The sequence below is a fragment of the Pseudomonas sp. Rh2 genome (assembly GCF_040762985.1).
Taxonomy (GTDB): domain Bacteria; phylum Pseudomonadota; class Gammaproteobacteria; order Pseudomonadales; family Pseudomonadaceae; genus Aquipseudomonas; species Aquipseudomonas taiwanensis.
Map to the genome: position 1 here is coordinate 4,054,097 of NZ_CP142890.1, position 13,906 is coordinate 4,068,002.

Genomic DNA, 13,906 nt, shown 5'->3' on the forward strand with positions numbered 1-13,906 from the left:
CCCCTCATTTCAGGAGTCGCCCTATGTTCAAGGTCAATGAGTACTTCGATGGCACCGTCAAGTCGATCGCCTTCGAAGGCACTGAAGGTCCGGCCACGGTTGGCGTCATGGCACCGGGCGAATACGAGTTCGGCACCGCCAAGCGCGAGATCATGCATGTCGTTTCCGGCGCCCTGACCGTCAAGCTGCCAGGCAGCGACAACTGGGAAACCTTCAACGCTGGCGACAAGTTCAACGTGCAGGCCGACAGCAAGTTCCAGTTGAAAGTGGCGGTGGACACTGCCTACCTGTGTGAGTACCGCGACTAAGCGTTAGTCCGCACTGGCCTCATCGCCGGCAAGCCGACTCCTACAGGGATCGCGCCGACTTCGGAAAAACTGTAGGAGCCGGCTTGCCGGCGATGAAACCAAGACTATCCCTTCAGAAACCCCGCCACCCGCTCAGCCGCCGCCTGCAAATGCTGCTCATGGCTGAACCCGGAAGCCTTAAGCGGCTTCAAGTCATGATCCGCCGCCACCAGCCAGCTCACGTCGATCGAAGGCGACAGCGCATACCCCTGCACCGCTTCACGATTACCCAGCGCATCCCGCTCGCCCTGCACGATCAGCGTTGGCGTACGCAACCCAGCCAAGTGCTCGACCCTGGGCTTTTCCGGCTTGCCCACGGCATAGAACGGATACCCCAGGCATACCAGCGCATCGACCCCCAGTTCGTCGGCCAACAGACTGGCCATGCGCCCGCCCATCGACTTGCCGCCAATGGCTAACCTGCCCGCGACCAAAGGTCGCACCTGCTGGTACACCTCGCGCCAGCATTGCAGTAATACCTTCTGAGGATTGGGCGGTCGTTTGCCGCCACTCACCCTGCGCTCGGCCATGTAGGGAAACTCGAAGCGGATCACGCCTACCCCAAGCGCCGCCAGCCTTTGCGCGATGTCCTCCATGAACGTGCTGTCCATTGGCGCGCCCGCGCCATGGGCCAGGATCAGGCCGCCCGCGGGGCCTTCACCCAGCCCTGGGCGCGGAGGATTGCAGCGCAAGCCTGGGACATTTCCGATATTCGCCCATTGATCCCCGTCAATACCGGCACTTTGCCCATTACTCATGCTTGCCTCGCTGTATAGCCTGCCAATAACCGTGGATGGGAACCCATACATGAACACAACCAGCAGTACCGCCTATAACTACAAGGTGGTCCGCCAATTCGCCATCATGACGGTGGTGTGGGGAATCGTCGGGATGGGGCTCGGCGTCTTCATCGCCGCCCAGCTCGCCTGGCCTTCCCTCAACTTCGACCTCCCCTGGACCAGCTTCGGCCGCCTGCGACCCCTGCATACCAATGCGGTGATCTTCGCCTTCGGCGGCTGCGCGCTGTTCGCCACCTCCTATTATTCGGTGCAACGCACCTGCCAGACCACCCTCTTCGCTCCGGGCCTGGCTGCGTTCACCTTCTGGGGCTGGCAACTGGTGATCCTGCTCGCGGCCATCACCCTGCCGCTGGGCTACACCAGTTCCAAGGAGTACGCCGAACTGGAATGGCCGATCGACATCTTGATCACCATCGTCTGGGTCTGCTACGCCATCGTGTTCTTCGGCACGCTGATCAAGCGCACCACCAAGCACATCTACGTGGGCAACTGGTTCTTCGGGGCGTTCATCCTCACCGTGGCGATGCTGCACATCGTCAACAACCTGGAACTGCCGGTGAGCCTGACCAAGTCGTACTCGGTGTACGCCGGTGCCACCGATGCGATGGTGCAGTGGTGGTACGGCCACAACGCGGTGGGCTTCTTCCTGACTGCAGGCTTCCTGGGGATGATGTACTACTACGTGCCCAAGCAGGCCGAACGCCCGGTGTATTCCTATCGCCTGTCGATCGTGCACTTCTGGGCGCTGATCACCCTGTACATTTGGGCCGGTCCGCACCACCTGCACTACACCGCTCTGCCCGACTGGGCACAGTCGCTGGGCATGGTGATGTCGCTGATCCTGCTGGCACCAAGCTGGGGCGGCATGATCAACGGCATGATGACCCTGTCCGGTGCCTGGCACAAATTGCGCAGCGACCCGATCCTGCGTTTCCTGGTGGTATCCCTGGCGTTCTACGGCATGTCCACCTTCGAAGGCCCGATGATGGCCATCAAGACGGTCAATGCCCTGTCCCACTACACCGACTGGACCATCGGCCACGTCCATGCCGGCGCCCTCGGCTGGGTCGCGATGATCTCCATCGGCGCGCTCTACCACACCATTCCCAAAGTGTTCGGCAAGCAGCAGATGCACAGCATCGGCCTGATCAACGCGCACTTCTGGCTGGCGACCATCGGCACCGTGCTGTACATCGCCTCGATGTGGGTCAACGGCATCGCTCAGGGCCTGATGTGGCGCGCGGTGAACAGCGACGGCACGCTCACCTACTCGTTCGTCGAGACCCTGGTTGCCAGCCACCCAGGCTTCATCGTTCGCTTCGTCGGTGGCGCGATCTTCCTCAGTGGCATGTTCCTGATGGCCTGGAACACCTGGCGCACCGTGCGCGCGCCGGCTGCTGAAGCCACCCCTGCCAACGCCCAGCTGGCCTGAGGAGTCCTGCCTGATGAAACATGAAGTCATCGAGAAAAACGTTGGCCTGCTGGCCTTGTTGATGGTGTTCGCCGTCAGCATCGGCGGCCTGACCCAGATCGTCCCGCTGTTCTTCCAGGACGTTACCAACAAACCGGTCGAAGGCATGAAGCCCTATACCGCGCTGCAGCTGGAAGGCCGCGACATCTACATCCGCGAAGGTTGCGTCGGTTGCCACTCGCAGATGATCCGCCCGTTCCGCGCCGAGACCGAGCGCTATGGCCACTACTCGGTCGCGGGTGAGAGCGTCTGGGACCATCCGTTCCTGTGGGGCTCCAAGCGCACCGGCCCGGACCTGGCCCGCGTCGGCGGTCGCTACTCGGACGACTGGCACCGTGCGCACCTCTACAACCCACGCAACGTGGTACCTGAATCGAAAATGCCGTCGTACCCATGGCTGGTCGCCCAGCAGGTCGACAACAGCCATACCGACACCAAGATGCGCACCCTGCGCACCCTCGGCGTGCCGTACACCGACGAAGACATCGCCGGTGCCCGTGACGCAGTGAAGGGCAAGACTGAGATGGATGCCCTGGTCGCCTACCTGCAGGTGCTGGGCACCGCCATCAAGAACAAGAGGTAAGTGCGATGGAACTGGACATCGGCATGATCCGCGGCTTGGGCACCCTGGTGGTGATGATCGCCTTCATCGGCCTCTCGCTCTGGGTATTCAACCGCCGCCGCGACCGTGATTTCGCCGAAGCGCGCCTTCTGCCCTTCGTCGACGACCGCCTGCCCCCGGCCGGGCAGGAACCTGCCATGAGGAATGAACGGCAATGACCACCTTCTGGAGTACCTACATCAGCGTACTGACCCTTGGCAGCCTGGTCGGTCTGGCCTGGCTGCTGCTGGCCACCCGCAAGGGTCAGAGCAACAACACTACCGACCAGACCATGGGCCACAGCTTCGATGGCATCGAGGAGTACGACAACCCACTGCCCAAGTGGTGGTTCTATCTGTTCGTCGGCACCCTGGCCTTTGGCGTGGGGTACCTGATCCTGTATCCGGGCCTGGGTAACTGGAAAGGCATCCTGCCCGGTTACGAGAACGGCTGGACCGGCGCCAACGAATGGCAGAAGGAAATGGAAAAGGCGGACGCCAAGTTCGGTCCGATCTTCGCCAAGTTCGCCGCGATGCCGTTGGAAGAAGTGGCCAAGGACCCGCAGGCCCTGAAGATGGGCGGTCGTCTGTTCGCCTCCAACTGCTCGGTTTGCCATGGCTCGGATGCCAAGGGCGCGTATGGCTTCCCCAACCTGACCGACAAGGACTGGCGTTGGGGCGGCGAGCCGGAGACCATCAAGGCCTCGATCATGAACGGCCGTCACGGCGTGATGCCGGCCTGGGCCGAGGTGATCGGCGAGCAAGGCGTGGCCGATGTGGCGGCCTACGTGCTGACCAACCTCGACGGCCGCAGCCTGCCCGAGGGTATCAAGGCCGACGCAGCCAAGGGCAAGGAGATCTTCGCCGCCAACTGCGTGGCCTGCCACGGGCCTGAGGGCAACGGTACTCCCGCCATGGGCGCGCCGAACCTGAATCATCCGCAGGCATTCATCTACGGGTCGAGTTTTGCCCAGTTGCAGCAGACCATTCGCTATGGTCGCCAGGGCCAGATGCCGGCGCAGGCCGAGATCCAGGGCAACGACAAGGTGCATCTGCTGGCGGCTTATGTGTACAGCCTGTCGCAGGGCAACGGTACCGAAACGGTGAGTGCCAAGTAATTACCTTGCGGGAAATCTCGCGCCAGTGAGATCGAGTGCCGCCCGCGCGGCGCATCGCGAGCAAGCCTAGCACCCACGTCTGCGACATCGAGCCAAGCGCCATAGCGTCCCGCGCAACCCTCGCGGGAATAATTGGCCTGAAACAAACGTAGGAGCGAGCCTTGCTCGCGATGCGCCGCGCGGGCGGCGCTCGATCTACGCCTCTCAGCAAAAACCAAGCCCCCTCTCTCCTTCCCCTTCCCCTTCCCCTTCCCCTTCCCACGCCCCAAGCCGCAGCCCCTCCCTTGCACCCCCTCCGATCAGAACTAAGCTTGTTGCCTCAGTAGCCCTCGCTGCCAATCCAGCGAGACAGACGCGACGCACAGCCTGACGCCGCCAGCAGAAAAAGCTTGACCGTTCGATCAGAAAAAAGCGAAAAACGGTACACATTACAAATATTTATTTGTGTACAATCGACCAAGCCCCAACACCGCGGGACATCGGTGGACGGGTGTGGACACGGGTCGGCGCAAGGATCCTTGCGTTGCCATAACCCAGGTGGTTATCGATACTGGCGCCGATTTTTTCAACCAACAAGAACACCAAAACCGTGGAACCTTAGCAATGAGCACAGCAATCAGTCCGACTGCTTATAACTATAAGGTCGTCCGCCAGTTCGCCATCATGACGGTGGTCTGGGGGATCCTTGGCATGGGGCTTGGGGTGTACATCGCCTCGCAGCTGGTATGGCCACAGCTGAACCTCGACCTGCCCTGGACGAGCTTCGGCCGCCTGCGCCCCCTGCACACCAACCTGGTGATTTTCGCCTTCGGCGGCTGTGCACTGTTCGCCACCAGCTACTACGTGGTGCAGCGAACCTGCCAGACGCGGTTGATCTCCGACAGCATGGCCGCCTTCACCTTCTGGGGCTGGCAGGCAGTGATCATCGGGGCACTGGTGACCTTGCCGATGGGCTACACCACCACCAAGGAATACGCCGAGCTGGAATGGCCGATCGCGATTCTGCTGGCCATCGTCTGGGTCACCTACGCCTTGGTGTTCTTCGGCACCATCGTCAAGCGCAAGACCAAGCACATCTACGTCGGTAACTGGTTCTACGGTGCCTTCATCGTGGTCACCGCGATGTTGCACATCGTCAACCACATGTCCCTGCCGGTAAGCCTGTTCAAGTCGTACTCGGCCTACTCCGGCGCCACCGATGCGATGATCCAGTGGTGGTACGGCCACAACGCGGTGGGCTTCTTCCTCACCACCGGCTTCCTGGGGATGATGTACTACTTCGTGCCCAAGCAGGCCGAGCGGCCGATCTACTCGTATCGCCTGTCGATCGTCCACTTCTGGGCGCTGATCACCCTGTACATCTGGGCCGGCCCGCACCACCTGCACTACACCGCCCTGCCGGACTGGGCCCAGTCGCTGGGCATGGTGATGTCGATCATCCTGCTGGCACCGAGCTGGGGCGGCATGATCAACGGCATGATGACCCTCTCCGGCGCCTGGCACAAATTGCGCACCGACCCGATCCTGCGTTTCCTGGTGGTATCGCTGGCGTTCTATGGCATGTCCACCTTCGAAGGCCCGATGATGGCCATCAAGACCGTGAACTCGCTGTCGCACTACACCGACTGGACCATCGGCCACGTCCATGCCGGCGCCCTTGGCTGGGTAGCGATGATCTCTATCGGCGCGGTCTACCACATGATCCCCAAACTGTATGGCCGCGAGCAGATGCACAGCGTCGGCCTGATCAACGCGCACTTCTGGCTGGCCACCATCGGCACCGTACTGTACATCGCCTCGATGTGGGTCAACGGCATCACCCAGGGCCTGATGTGGCGGGCGATCAACGACGACGGCACGCTGACCTACTCGTTCGTCGAAGCCCTGCAAGCCAGTCACCCGGGCTACATCGTCCGTGCCCTGGGCGGTGCGTTCTTCGCCTCCGGCATGCTGCTGATGGCCTACAACGTGTTCCGCACCGTACGCGCCGCCAACCCGGCGCAGGCTGAAGAAGCCGCCAAGATCGTCGTCGTGGGAGCGCACTGATGAAGCATGAAGCAGTCGAGAAGAACATAGGCCTGCTGGCCTTCTTCATGGTCATCGCCGTGAGTGTCGGTGGCCTGACCCAGATCGTCCCGCTGTTCTTCCAGGACGTCACCAACAAACCCGTTGAGGGCATGAAGCCGCGCACCGCGCTGGAACTCGAAGGCCGTGACATCTACATCCGCGAAGGTTGCGTCGGTTGCCACTCGCAGATGATCCGCCCGTTCCGCGCCGAAACCGAACGCTATGGCCACTACTCGGTCGCAGGCGAGAGCGTCTGGGACCACCCGTTCCTGTGGGGCTCCAAGCGCACCGGGCCGGACCTGGCCCGTGTCGGCGGTCGCTACTCGGATGATTGGCACCGCGCGCACCTCTACAACCCACGCAACGTAGTGCCTGAGTCGAAGATGCCCTCTTACCCGTGGCTGGTGGAGAACAAACTCGACGGCAAAGACACCGCGAAGAAGATGGAAGTACTGCGCACCCTCGGCGTGCCGTACACCGATGCCGACATCGCCGGCGCCCGCGACGCGGTCAAGGGCAAGACCGAGATGGACGCGATCGTCGCGTACCTGCAAGGCCTTGGCACCATCATCAAGAGCAAACGGTGACGCTGATGGATATCGGGATGATTCGCGGCCTGGGCACCGTCGTGGTGATGGTGGCCTTCGTGGGCCTGGCGCTGTGGGTATTCAGCCCACGGCGCAAGCGGGAGTTCGACGAGGCGACCCTGTTGCCCTTCGCGGATGATCCAGAGGCCACCCGGCACGTCGAACAAGCGCAAGAGAAAGCTTCTGGGAGCAAACAACAATGACAACCTTCTGGAGTCTGTACGTCACCGTCCTGACCCTGGGCACCATCTTCTCGCTGACCTGGCTGTTGCTGTCGACCCGCAAGGGCCAGCGCGAAGAGGTCACCGACGAGATCGTCGGACACGCCTTCGATGGCATCGAGGAATACGACAACCCACTGCCCAAGTGGTGGTTCTGGCTGTTCGTCGGCACCATCATCTTCGCCCTCGGTTACCTGGTGCTCTACCCGGGGCTGGGCAATTGGAAGGGCGTGTTGCCAGGCTATTCATACCTGGATAACGACAAGAAGACCGAGTTCGCCAATGGCCAGGCAGGCTGGACCGGCGTGCACGAATGGGAAAAGGAAATGGCCAAGGCCGATGCCCGCTTCGGGCCGATCTTCGCCAAGTTCGCCGCGATGCCCATCGAGGAAGTGGCCAAGGACCCGCAAGCGTTGAAAATGGGCGCGCGACTGTTCGCCTCCAACTGCTCGGTGTGTCACGGCTCCGACGCCAAGGGCGCCTACGGCTTCCCCAACCTCACCGACAGCGACTGGCGCTGGGGCGGCGAGCCCGAGACCATCAAGACCACCATCATGGGCGGCCGCCACGGCGTAATGCCGGCCTGGGCCGAGGTGATCGGTGAGCAGGGCGTGGCCGACGTGGCCGCATTCGTGGTCAGCAAACTCGATGGCCGTGCGTTGCCTGAAGGTGTCAAAGCCGATGCAGAGAACGGCCAGAAGATCTTCGCCGCCAACTGCGTGGCCTGCCACGGGCCTGAAGGCAAGGGTACACCGGCCATGGGCGCGCCTAACCTGACCCACCCTCAGGCGTTCATCTACGGTTCGAGCTTCGCCCAGCTGCAACAAACCATTCGCTATGGTCGCCAGGGACAGATGCCGGCCCAGGAGCAGTTGCAGGGCAATGACAAGGTGCACTTGCTGGCGGCTTATGTGTACAGCCTGTCGCACCAAGCGGAACCGGCCAAGGCTGAATAAGCAATAAGCAGGGCTGGCCTCTTCGCGGGTGAAACCGCTCCCACAGGGATCGTGCACACCCGCGAAGAGGCCGCCGCAGGTACCGCATTTCTAGCAAGCTGATGATCTGGATCAATTGACACCCGCCATAACACGATTCATACCACGAACCCAACGCGACTAAGTGTCGCAGCGCGACCCCGGCGCGCCATCAGCGGCGTATCATGGGGCGCAGAGCGCTAGCAGAATGCGCGAGACCGCGGCCGGCAAGCACTGGCCGAGGCATTTCTCCACTGCCGTGGGACTTGATGATGAGCAAGCAAATTCCGGTACATGACGTCACCCCGCCTGCCAGCAAAGGGAAGGATTCCGTCGACCTCTACGCCTCCCGAGAGAAAATCTACACCCGCGCCTTCACCGGTGTGTTCCGCAGGCTGCGCATGGTTGGCGGCGCGGTACTGTTCCTGCTGTACTTTGGCACCGTGTGGTTGAACTGGGGCGGGCACCAGGCCGTGTGGTGGAACCTGCCGGAGCGCAAGTTCTACATCTTCGGCGCTACCATCTGGCCGCAGGATTTCATCCTGCTGTCGGGGATCCTCATCGTCGCTGCCTTCGGCCTGTTCTTCATCACTGTGTTCGCCGGCCGGGTGTGGTGCGGCTACACCTGCCCGCAAAGCGTGTGGACCTGGATCTTCATGTGGTGCGAAAAAGTCACGGAGGGTGACCGCAACCAGCGCATGAAGCTCGACAGGGCGCCGATGAGCGGCAACAAATTCCTGCGCAAGTTCGCCAAACACAGCCTGTGGCTGCTGATCGGTTTCGTCACCGGCATGACCTTCGTCGGCTATTTCTCGCCGATCCGCGAACTGGCCGTTGAATTCTTCACAGGCCAAGCCGATGGCTGGGCCTACTTCTGGGTCGGCTTCTTCACCCTGGCCACCTACGGCAACGCCGGCTGGCTGCGTGAGCAAGTCTGTGTGTACATGTGCCCCTATGCGCGCTTCCAGAGCGTGATGTTCGACAAGGACACCCTGATCGTTTCCTACGACCCGCGACGCGGCGAAACCCGCGGCCCGCGCAAGAAGGATATCGACTACAAGGCCCAGGGTCTGGGCGACTGCATCGACTGCACCATGTGCGTCCAGGTCTGCCCTACCGGTATCGACATCCGTGACGGCCTGCAGATCGAGTGCATCGGCTGCGCCGCCTGCATCGACGCCTGCGACGGCATCATGGACAAGATGAACTACCCCAGGGGCCTGATCAGCTACACCACCGAGCACAACCTCTCGGGTCAGAAGACCCACATGCTGCGCCCACGGTTGATCGGCTACGCCGTGGTGCTGCTGATCATGATCGGCGCCCTGGCCACGGCGTTCGCCACCCGTTCGCTGGTCGGATTCGACGTCAGCAAGGACCGGGTGCTGTACCGCGAGAACGCCCAGGGCCGGATCGAGAACGTGTACAGCCTCAAGGTGATGAACAAGGACCAGCGCGACCATGTGTATGTGCTCGATGCCGCTGGCCTGCCGGACCTGAGGCTCGAAGGCCAGCGCGAAATACGTGTGGCCGCAGGCGATATCGTCAGCCTGCCGGTGCAGCTGTCGGTCGCGCCCGAGAAACTGCCATCGACCACCAACGAAATCACTTTCATCCTCAAGAGCGCCGACGACAGCGCCAGCGAGGTTGAAGCCAAGAGCCGCTTCATCGGCCCCCAGATCCGCTGAGAGAGAACCACAAAAATGCCTGCCGCCACCGCCGCCAGCCCTTGGTACAAGCACCTCTGGCCCTGGATCATCATCGGCATCCTCACCACCTCGGTGTGCCTGAGCCTGACCATGGTCAGTATCGCCGTGCGCAACCCGGACAACCTGGTCAACGACAACTACTACGAGGCAGGTAAAGGCATCAATCGCTCCTTGGACCGCGAACTGCTGGCCCAGACCCTCAACCTCAAGGCCAGTGTGCACCTGGATGAGTTGACCGGCGAAGTCGAGGTGCGCCTGACCGGCAACAGTGACCCGCAGCAGTTGGAACTGAACCTGATTTCACCCACCCAACCGGACAAGGACCGCAAGGTGCTGCTGAGCCGTGCCGAGGTCGGGCGCTATATTGGCCAGTTGGATGACAAGGTCGATGGACGGCGTTTCGTCGAATTGCTGGGCAGCCAGGACGAGCATGTATGGCGCTTGTTCGAAGAAGAGAAGGTGGAGCATGGCCTGACCTTGCAGCTGGGCGACGAGGCCCTGCAAGGGGCCGAGCACCAGTAATGACCCGGCACACGACCGGGGGCGCTCTGAGCGTTGCGCGCGATCATTCGTGGGAGCGGCCCTGTGTCGCGAAAGGGCCGCGAAGCAGCCCCAACCCTGTCAAGACATAAGACTGCCCCAAGATGACCCACCCCACCCCTTGCTACCACTGCGCCATGCCCGTCCCCGCCGGCAGTCGATTCACTGCCGTGGTCCTTGGGCAATCGCGGCAGTTCTGCTGCCCCGGTTGCCAGGCGGTAGCCGAGTCCATCGTTGCGGGGGGCCTGGAGCATTACTACCAACACCGCAGCGACAGCAGTTCCAACCCCGAAGCGCTGCCAAAGCAGTTGCAGGATGAGCTGGCGCTATACGATCGTAACGACGTGCAACAGACCTTCGTTCGCCATGCTGGGGAACTGGCCGAGGCCACCTTGCTGGTCGAGGGCATCAGCTGCGCCGCCTGTGGCTGGCTGATCGAAAAACACCTGGGCAGTCTGCCTGGAGTCGCCGAGGCGCGGCTGAACCTGTCCAACCACCGCCTGCTGCTGAGCTGGGATGACCACCAGCTACCGTTGTCGCGCCTGCTGGCCGAGTTGCGCCTGATCGGCTACGCCGCCCACCCCTATCAGCCCGACCAGGCCGCCGAACGCCTGGCCCAGGAAAACCGCAGCGCCCTGCGCCGCCTGGGTGTGGCCGGGCTGCTATGGTTCCAGGCGATGATGGCGACCATGGCCACCTGGCCGGAATTCAACATCGACCTGTCACCCGAACTGCACACCATCCTGCGCTGGGTGGCGCTGTTTCTGACCATTCCCATCGTGTTCTACAGCTGCGCGCCGCTCTTCAAAGGGGCCGCGCGAGACCTGCGCACCCGTCACCTGACCATGGATGTTTCGGTCTCGCTGGCAATCGCCCTGGCCTTCGGCGCTGGGATCTGGACCGCCATCACCGGCAGCGGCGAGCTGTACTTCGATACCGTCGGCATGTTCGCCCTGTTCCTGCTCACTGGCCGCTACCTCGAACGGCGCGCCCGCGAGCGTACCGCCGCGGCGACTGCCCAGCTGGTGAACCTGCTGCCGGCGTCATGCCTGCGACTGGATGCCAGTGGCAAGACCGAGCGCATTCTGCTCGCAGAGCTGCAATGCGGCGACACCGTGCAGGTCCTTCCCGGCGCGGTGATTCCCGCCGACGGGCGCATCGTCGAAGGCCGCTCCAGTGTCGATGAATCGCTGCTCACTGGCGAATACCTGCCTCAACCCCGTAAGCCGGGCGAGCGGGTGACCGGCGGCACCCTGAACGTCGAGAGCACCCTGAACGTGCAGGTCGAGGCCCTGGGGCATGACTCCCGGCTGTCGGCCATCGTCCGCCTGCTGGAGCGGGCGCAGACGGAAAAACCGCGCCTGGCGGAAATCGCCGACCGCGCCTCGCAAGGCTTCCTGTTGTTCAGCCTGGTAGCGGCGGTGGCCATCGGACTGTGGTGGTGGCACCTGGACCCAAGCCGGGCGTTCTGGATTGTCCTGGCCATGCTGGTGGCGACCTGCCCTTGCGCACTGTCCCTGGCCACCCCCACCGCCCTGACCGCCGCTACCGGTACCCTGCACAAACTTGGCCTGCTGGTGACCCGTGGCCATGTGCTGGAGGGCCTGAACCAGATCGACACGGTGATCTTCGACAAGACCGGCACCCTCACCGAAGGCCGCCTGGCGCTGCGCAGCATCCGCCCGCTGGGCTCACTGCCCGCCGACCGCTGCCTGGCCCTGGCGGCCGCCCTCGAAAACCGCTCCGAACACCCCATCGCCCGCGCTTTCGGCCGCACCGCCCGGTCGGCCGACGACGTGCAGACCGTGCCTGGGCTTGGCCTGGAAGGACGGGTGGACGGTCAGCGACTGCGGATCGGCCAGGCCACCTTCGTCTGCGCCCTGAGCGGCGCCGAGATCCCCGGCGTCCCAGAGCCCCGCGGCCAATGGCTGCTGCTGGGGGATCGCCAAGGCCCGCTGGCCTGGTTTGGCCTGGACGACCGCCTGCGCGAGGACGCCGCTGACCTGCTGGCCGCCTGCAAGGCTCGCGGCTGGCGCACCCTGCTGCTGTCCGGCGACAGCTCACCGATGGTCGCCGAAGTGGCCGCGCAACTGGGCATCGACCAGGCCATCGGTGGTCTGCGTCCGGACGACAAGCTGGACCGCCTCAAGGCACTGCAGTCAGCAGGCTGCAAGGTGCTGATGCTGGGTGACGGGGTCAACGATGTGCCGGTGCTGGCTGCCGCCGACATCAGCATCGCCATGGGCAGCGCCACGGACCTTGCGAAAACCAGCGCTGATGCCGTGCTGTTGTCCAACCGCCTGCAGGCCTTGGTGCAGGCCTTCGACCTGGCTCGCCGCACTCGCCGCAACATCATCGAGAACCTGCTCTGGGCAACGCTGTATAATGGCCTCATGTTGCCGTTCGCCGCGCTCGGCTGGATCACTCCGGTATGGGCCGCCATCGGCATGTCGGTCAGCTCGCTGATCGTGGTCCTCAATGCCCTGCGCCTGACCCGGCCGCCAGGCAGGCCGGCCGCCAGCAGCCACCCGCAACCCGCCACGGCCTGACCAGGAGCCCACCATGCCAGCCCTCTATGTCATGATCCCGGCCGCCCTGCTGCTCGTTGGCGTGGCGGTGTACATCTTTTTCTGGGCGGTGGACAGCGGCCAGTACGACGACCTCGAAAGCCCGGCCCACAGCATTCTTTTCGACGACCAGGACCCCCGTCACCAGGCTGCCGTGAAGGGCGACGAGGCGCATATCGACGACAAGGAACCACCTTCCCGTGCCTGAACTGCTTCCCCTGCTGGGCTCGGCACTGGTGCTGGGACTGCTCGGCGGCGGCCACTGCCTGGGCATGTGTGGCGGCCTGATGGGCGCCCTGACTCTGGCGATTCCGCCAGAACAGCGCGGTCGTCGCCTGCGTTTGCTAATGGCCTACAACATGGGCCGGATTCTCAGTTATGGCTGTGCCGGCCTGCTGCTGGGCCTGGCCGGCTGGGCCGTGGCCAGCAGCCCTGCCGCCCTGGCGTTGCGGGTGATAGCAGCGCTGCTGCTCATAACGATGGGGTTGTATCTGGCCGGCTGGTGGAGTGGACTGACCCGTATCGAAGCGCTGGGGCGTGGCCTGTGGCGGCATATCCAGCCAGTCGCCTCACGCCTGATGCCCGTCTCCAGCGTACCCCGCGCCCTGCTGCTGGGGGCACTGTGGGGCTGGTTGCCGTGCGGTCTGGTGTACAGCACCTTGCTGTGGTCGGCCAGCCAAGGCAATGCCGGTTACAGCGCAGCCTTGATGCTGGCATTCGGAGTCGGCACCTGGCCGGTGCTGCTGGCCACGGGTTTGGCGGCAGAACGTGTGAACGGGCTGTTGCGACGACGCAGTGTGCGTGTGGCCGGCGGTGTACTGGTGATCGTGTTTGGCCTGTGGACCTTGCCCGGGCCACATCAGCATTGGCTGATGGGACATTGATCGTCAGCAGCCCCAGCGGGA

At 63.3% G+C, this 13,906-nt stretch carries 15 protein-coding genes; 14 read left to right on the forward strand and 1 reads right to left on the reverse strand.

Features of this window, described 5'->3' with window-relative positions; all coding sequences use genetic code 11:
* The first annotated feature begins 23 nt into the window (after nucleotides 1-23).
* Nucleotides 24-308, forward strand: a complete 285-nt coding sequence (locus tag VXM67_RS18415) for a pyrimidine/purine nucleoside phosphorylase (RefSeq protein ID WP_023381400.1) — start codon at nucleotides 24-26, stop codon at nucleotides 306-308.
* Nucleotides 309-412: 104 nt separating this feature from the next.
* On the opposite strand, the gene VXM67_RS18420 is transcribed toward VXM67_RS18415, so the two are convergent.
* Nucleotides 413-1,105, reverse strand: a complete 693-nt coding sequence (locus tag VXM67_RS18420) for an alpha/beta family hydrolase (protein ID WP_023381401.1) — start codon at nucleotides 1,103-1,105, stop codon at nucleotides 413-415.
* Between the two features lie 49 nt (nucleotides 1,106-1,154).
* Here VXM67_RS18420 and ccoN (VXM67_RS18425) point away from each other — a divergent pair, with 49 nt between their 5' ends.
* The 13 genes from ccoN (VXM67_RS18425) (at nucleotide 1,155) to VXM67_RS18485 (ending at nucleotide 13,885) form a co-directional block, all read left to right on the forward strand.
* Nucleotides 1,155-2,579 (forward strand): cytochrome-c oxidase, cbb3-type subunit I, encoded by a 1,425-nt coding sequence (gene ccoN, locus VXM67_RS18425; protein ID WP_023381402.1) that lies wholly within the window; start codon nucleotides 1,155-1,157, stop codon nucleotides 2,577-2,579.
* Nucleotides 2,580-2,592: 13 nt separating this feature from the next.
* Entirely contained in the window at nucleotides 2,593-3,201 is a 609-nt protein-coding gene (ccoO, locus tag VXM67_RS18430) for a cytochrome-c oxidase, cbb3-type subunit II (protein ID WP_023381403.1), read from the forward strand.
* A gap of 5 nt (nucleotides 3,202-3,206) precedes the next feature.
* Nucleotides 3,207-3,398, forward strand: a complete 192-nt coding sequence (locus tag VXM67_RS18435) for a cbb3-type cytochrome c oxidase subunit 3 (RefSeq protein ID WP_023381404.1) — start codon at nucleotides 3,207-3,209, stop codon at nucleotides 3,396-3,398.
* Nucleotides 3,395-4,336, forward strand: a complete 942-nt coding sequence (gene ccoP / locus VXM67_RS18440; RefSeq protein WP_023381405.1) for a cytochrome-c oxidase, cbb3-type subunit III — start codon at nucleotides 3,395-3,397, stop codon at nucleotides 4,334-4,336. The genes VXM67_RS18435 and ccoP (VXM67_RS18440) overlap by 4 nt, the downstream gene beginning before the upstream one ends.
* Before the next feature lie 603 nt (nucleotides 4,337-4,939).
* Entirely contained in the window at nucleotides 4,940-6,382 is a 1,443-nt protein-coding gene (gene ccoN / locus VXM67_RS18445) for a cytochrome-c oxidase, cbb3-type subunit I (RefSeq protein ID WP_023381406.1), read from the forward strand.
* Nucleotides 6,382-6,990: a cytochrome-c oxidase, cbb3-type subunit II gene (ccoO, locus tag VXM67_RS18450; protein ID WP_023381407.1), complete on the forward strand. Its 609-nt coding sequence runs from the start codon at nucleotides 6,382-6,384 to the stop codon at nucleotides 6,988-6,990. Before ccoN (VXM67_RS18445) ends, ccoO (VXM67_RS18450) begins: the two co-directional genes overlap by 1 nt.
* A gap of 5 nt (nucleotides 6,991-6,995) precedes the next feature.
* On the forward strand, nucleotides 6,996-7,193 hold the full coding sequence (locus tag VXM67_RS18455; RefSeq protein WP_023381408.1) for a CcoQ/FixQ family Cbb3-type cytochrome c oxidase assembly chaperone: 198 nt from the start codon (nucleotides 6,996-6,998) through the stop codon (nucleotides 7,191-7,193).
* Nucleotides 7,190-8,167, forward strand: coding sequence for a cytochrome-c oxidase, cbb3-type subunit III (ccoP, locus tag VXM67_RS18460; protein ID WP_023381409.1), 978 nt, complete (start codon nucleotides 7,190-7,192; stop codon nucleotides 8,165-8,167). Before VXM67_RS18455 ends, ccoP (VXM67_RS18460) begins: the two co-directional genes overlap by 4 nt.
* A 290-nt stretch (nucleotides 8,168-8,457) precedes the next feature.
* Nucleotides 8,458-9,873 carry a cytochrome c oxidase accessory protein CcoG gene (gene ccoG / locus VXM67_RS18465; RefSeq protein WP_367237268.1) on the forward strand — a complete coding sequence of 472 codons (1,416 nt, stop codon included), beginning with the start codon at nucleotides 8,458-8,460 and terminating at the stop codon, nucleotides 9,871-9,873.
* Nucleotides 9,874-9,888: 15 nt separating this feature from the next.
* The gene (locus tag VXM67_RS18470; protein WP_023381411.1) at nucleotides 9,889-10,416 is read left to right on the forward strand and encodes a FixH family protein; all 528 of its coding nucleotides are present in this window, start codon (nucleotides 9,889-9,891) and stop codon (nucleotides 10,414-10,416) included.
* Nucleotides 10,417-10,538: 122 nt separating this feature from the next.
* On the forward strand, nucleotides 10,539-12,983 hold the full coding sequence (locus tag VXM67_RS18475; RefSeq protein ID WP_023381412.1) for a heavy metal translocating P-type ATPase: 2,445 nt from the start codon (nucleotides 10,539-10,541) through the stop codon (nucleotides 12,981-12,983).
* Between the two features lie 13 nt (nucleotides 12,984-12,996).
* The gene (gene ccoS, locus VXM67_RS18480; protein WP_023381413.1) at nucleotides 12,997-13,209 is read left to right on the forward strand and encodes a cbb3-type cytochrome oxidase assembly protein CcoS; all 213 of its coding nucleotides are present in this window, start codon (nucleotides 12,997-12,999) and stop codon (nucleotides 13,207-13,209) included.
* Nucleotides 13,202-13,885: a sulfite exporter TauE/SafE family protein gene (locus VXM67_RS18485; RefSeq protein WP_023381414.1), complete on the forward strand. Its 684-nt coding sequence runs from the start codon at nucleotides 13,202-13,204 to the stop codon at nucleotides 13,883-13,885. Before ccoS ends, VXM67_RS18485 begins: the two co-directional genes overlap by 8 nt.
* Nucleotides 13,886-13,906: the final 21 nt, after the last annotated feature.

Bases quoted from the DNA above. Each gene is read 5' to 3' on its own strand.
- VXM67_RS18415 (WP_023381400.1), top strand. From the start codon at position 24: ATGTTCAAGGTCAATGAGTACTTCGATGGCACCGTCAAGTCGATCGCC.
- VXM67_RS18420 (WP_023381401.1), bottom strand. From the start codon at position 1,105: ATGAGTAATGGGCAAAGTGCCGGTATTGACGGGGATCAATGGGCGAAT.
- ccoN (WP_023381402.1), top strand. From the start codon at position 1,155: ATGAACACAACCAGCAGTACCGCCTATAACTACAAGGTGGTCCGCCAA.
- ccoO (WP_023381403.1), top strand. From the start codon at position 2,593: ATGAAACATGAAGTCATCGAGAAAAACGTTGGCCTGCTGGCCTTGTTG.
- VXM67_RS18435 (WP_023381404.1), top strand. From the start codon at position 3,207: ATGGAACTGGACATCGGCATGATCCGCGGCTTGGGCACCCTGGTGGTG.
- ccoP (WP_023381405.1), top strand. From the start codon at position 3,395: ATGACCACCTTCTGGAGTACCTACATCAGCGTACTGACCCTTGGCAGC.
- ccoN (WP_023381406.1), top strand. From the start codon at position 4,940: ATGAGCACAGCAATCAGTCCGACTGCTTATAACTATAAGGTCGTCCGC.
- ccoO (WP_023381407.1), top strand. From the start codon at position 6,382: ATGAAGCATGAAGCAGTCGAGAAGAACATAGGCCTGCTGGCCTTCTTC.
- VXM67_RS18455 (WP_023381408.1), top strand. From the start codon at position 6,996: ATGGATATCGGGATGATTCGCGGCCTGGGCACCGTCGTGGTGATGGTG.
- ccoP (WP_023381409.1), top strand. From the start codon at position 7,190: ATGACAACCTTCTGGAGTCTGTACGTCACCGTCCTGACCCTGGGCACC.
- ccoG (WP_367237268.1), top strand. From the start codon at position 8,458: ATGAGCAAGCAAATTCCGGTACATGACGTCACCCCGCCTGCCAGCAAA.
- VXM67_RS18470 (WP_023381411.1), top strand. From the start codon at position 9,889: ATGCCTGCCGCCACCGCCGCCAGCCCTTGGTACAAGCACCTCTGGCCC.
- VXM67_RS18475 (WP_023381412.1), top strand. From the start codon at position 10,539: ATGACCCACCCCACCCCTTGCTACCACTGCGCCATGCCCGTCCCCGCC.
- ccoS (WP_023381413.1), top strand. From the start codon at position 12,997: ATGCCAGCCCTCTATGTCATGATCCCGGCCGCCCTGCTGCTCGTTGGC.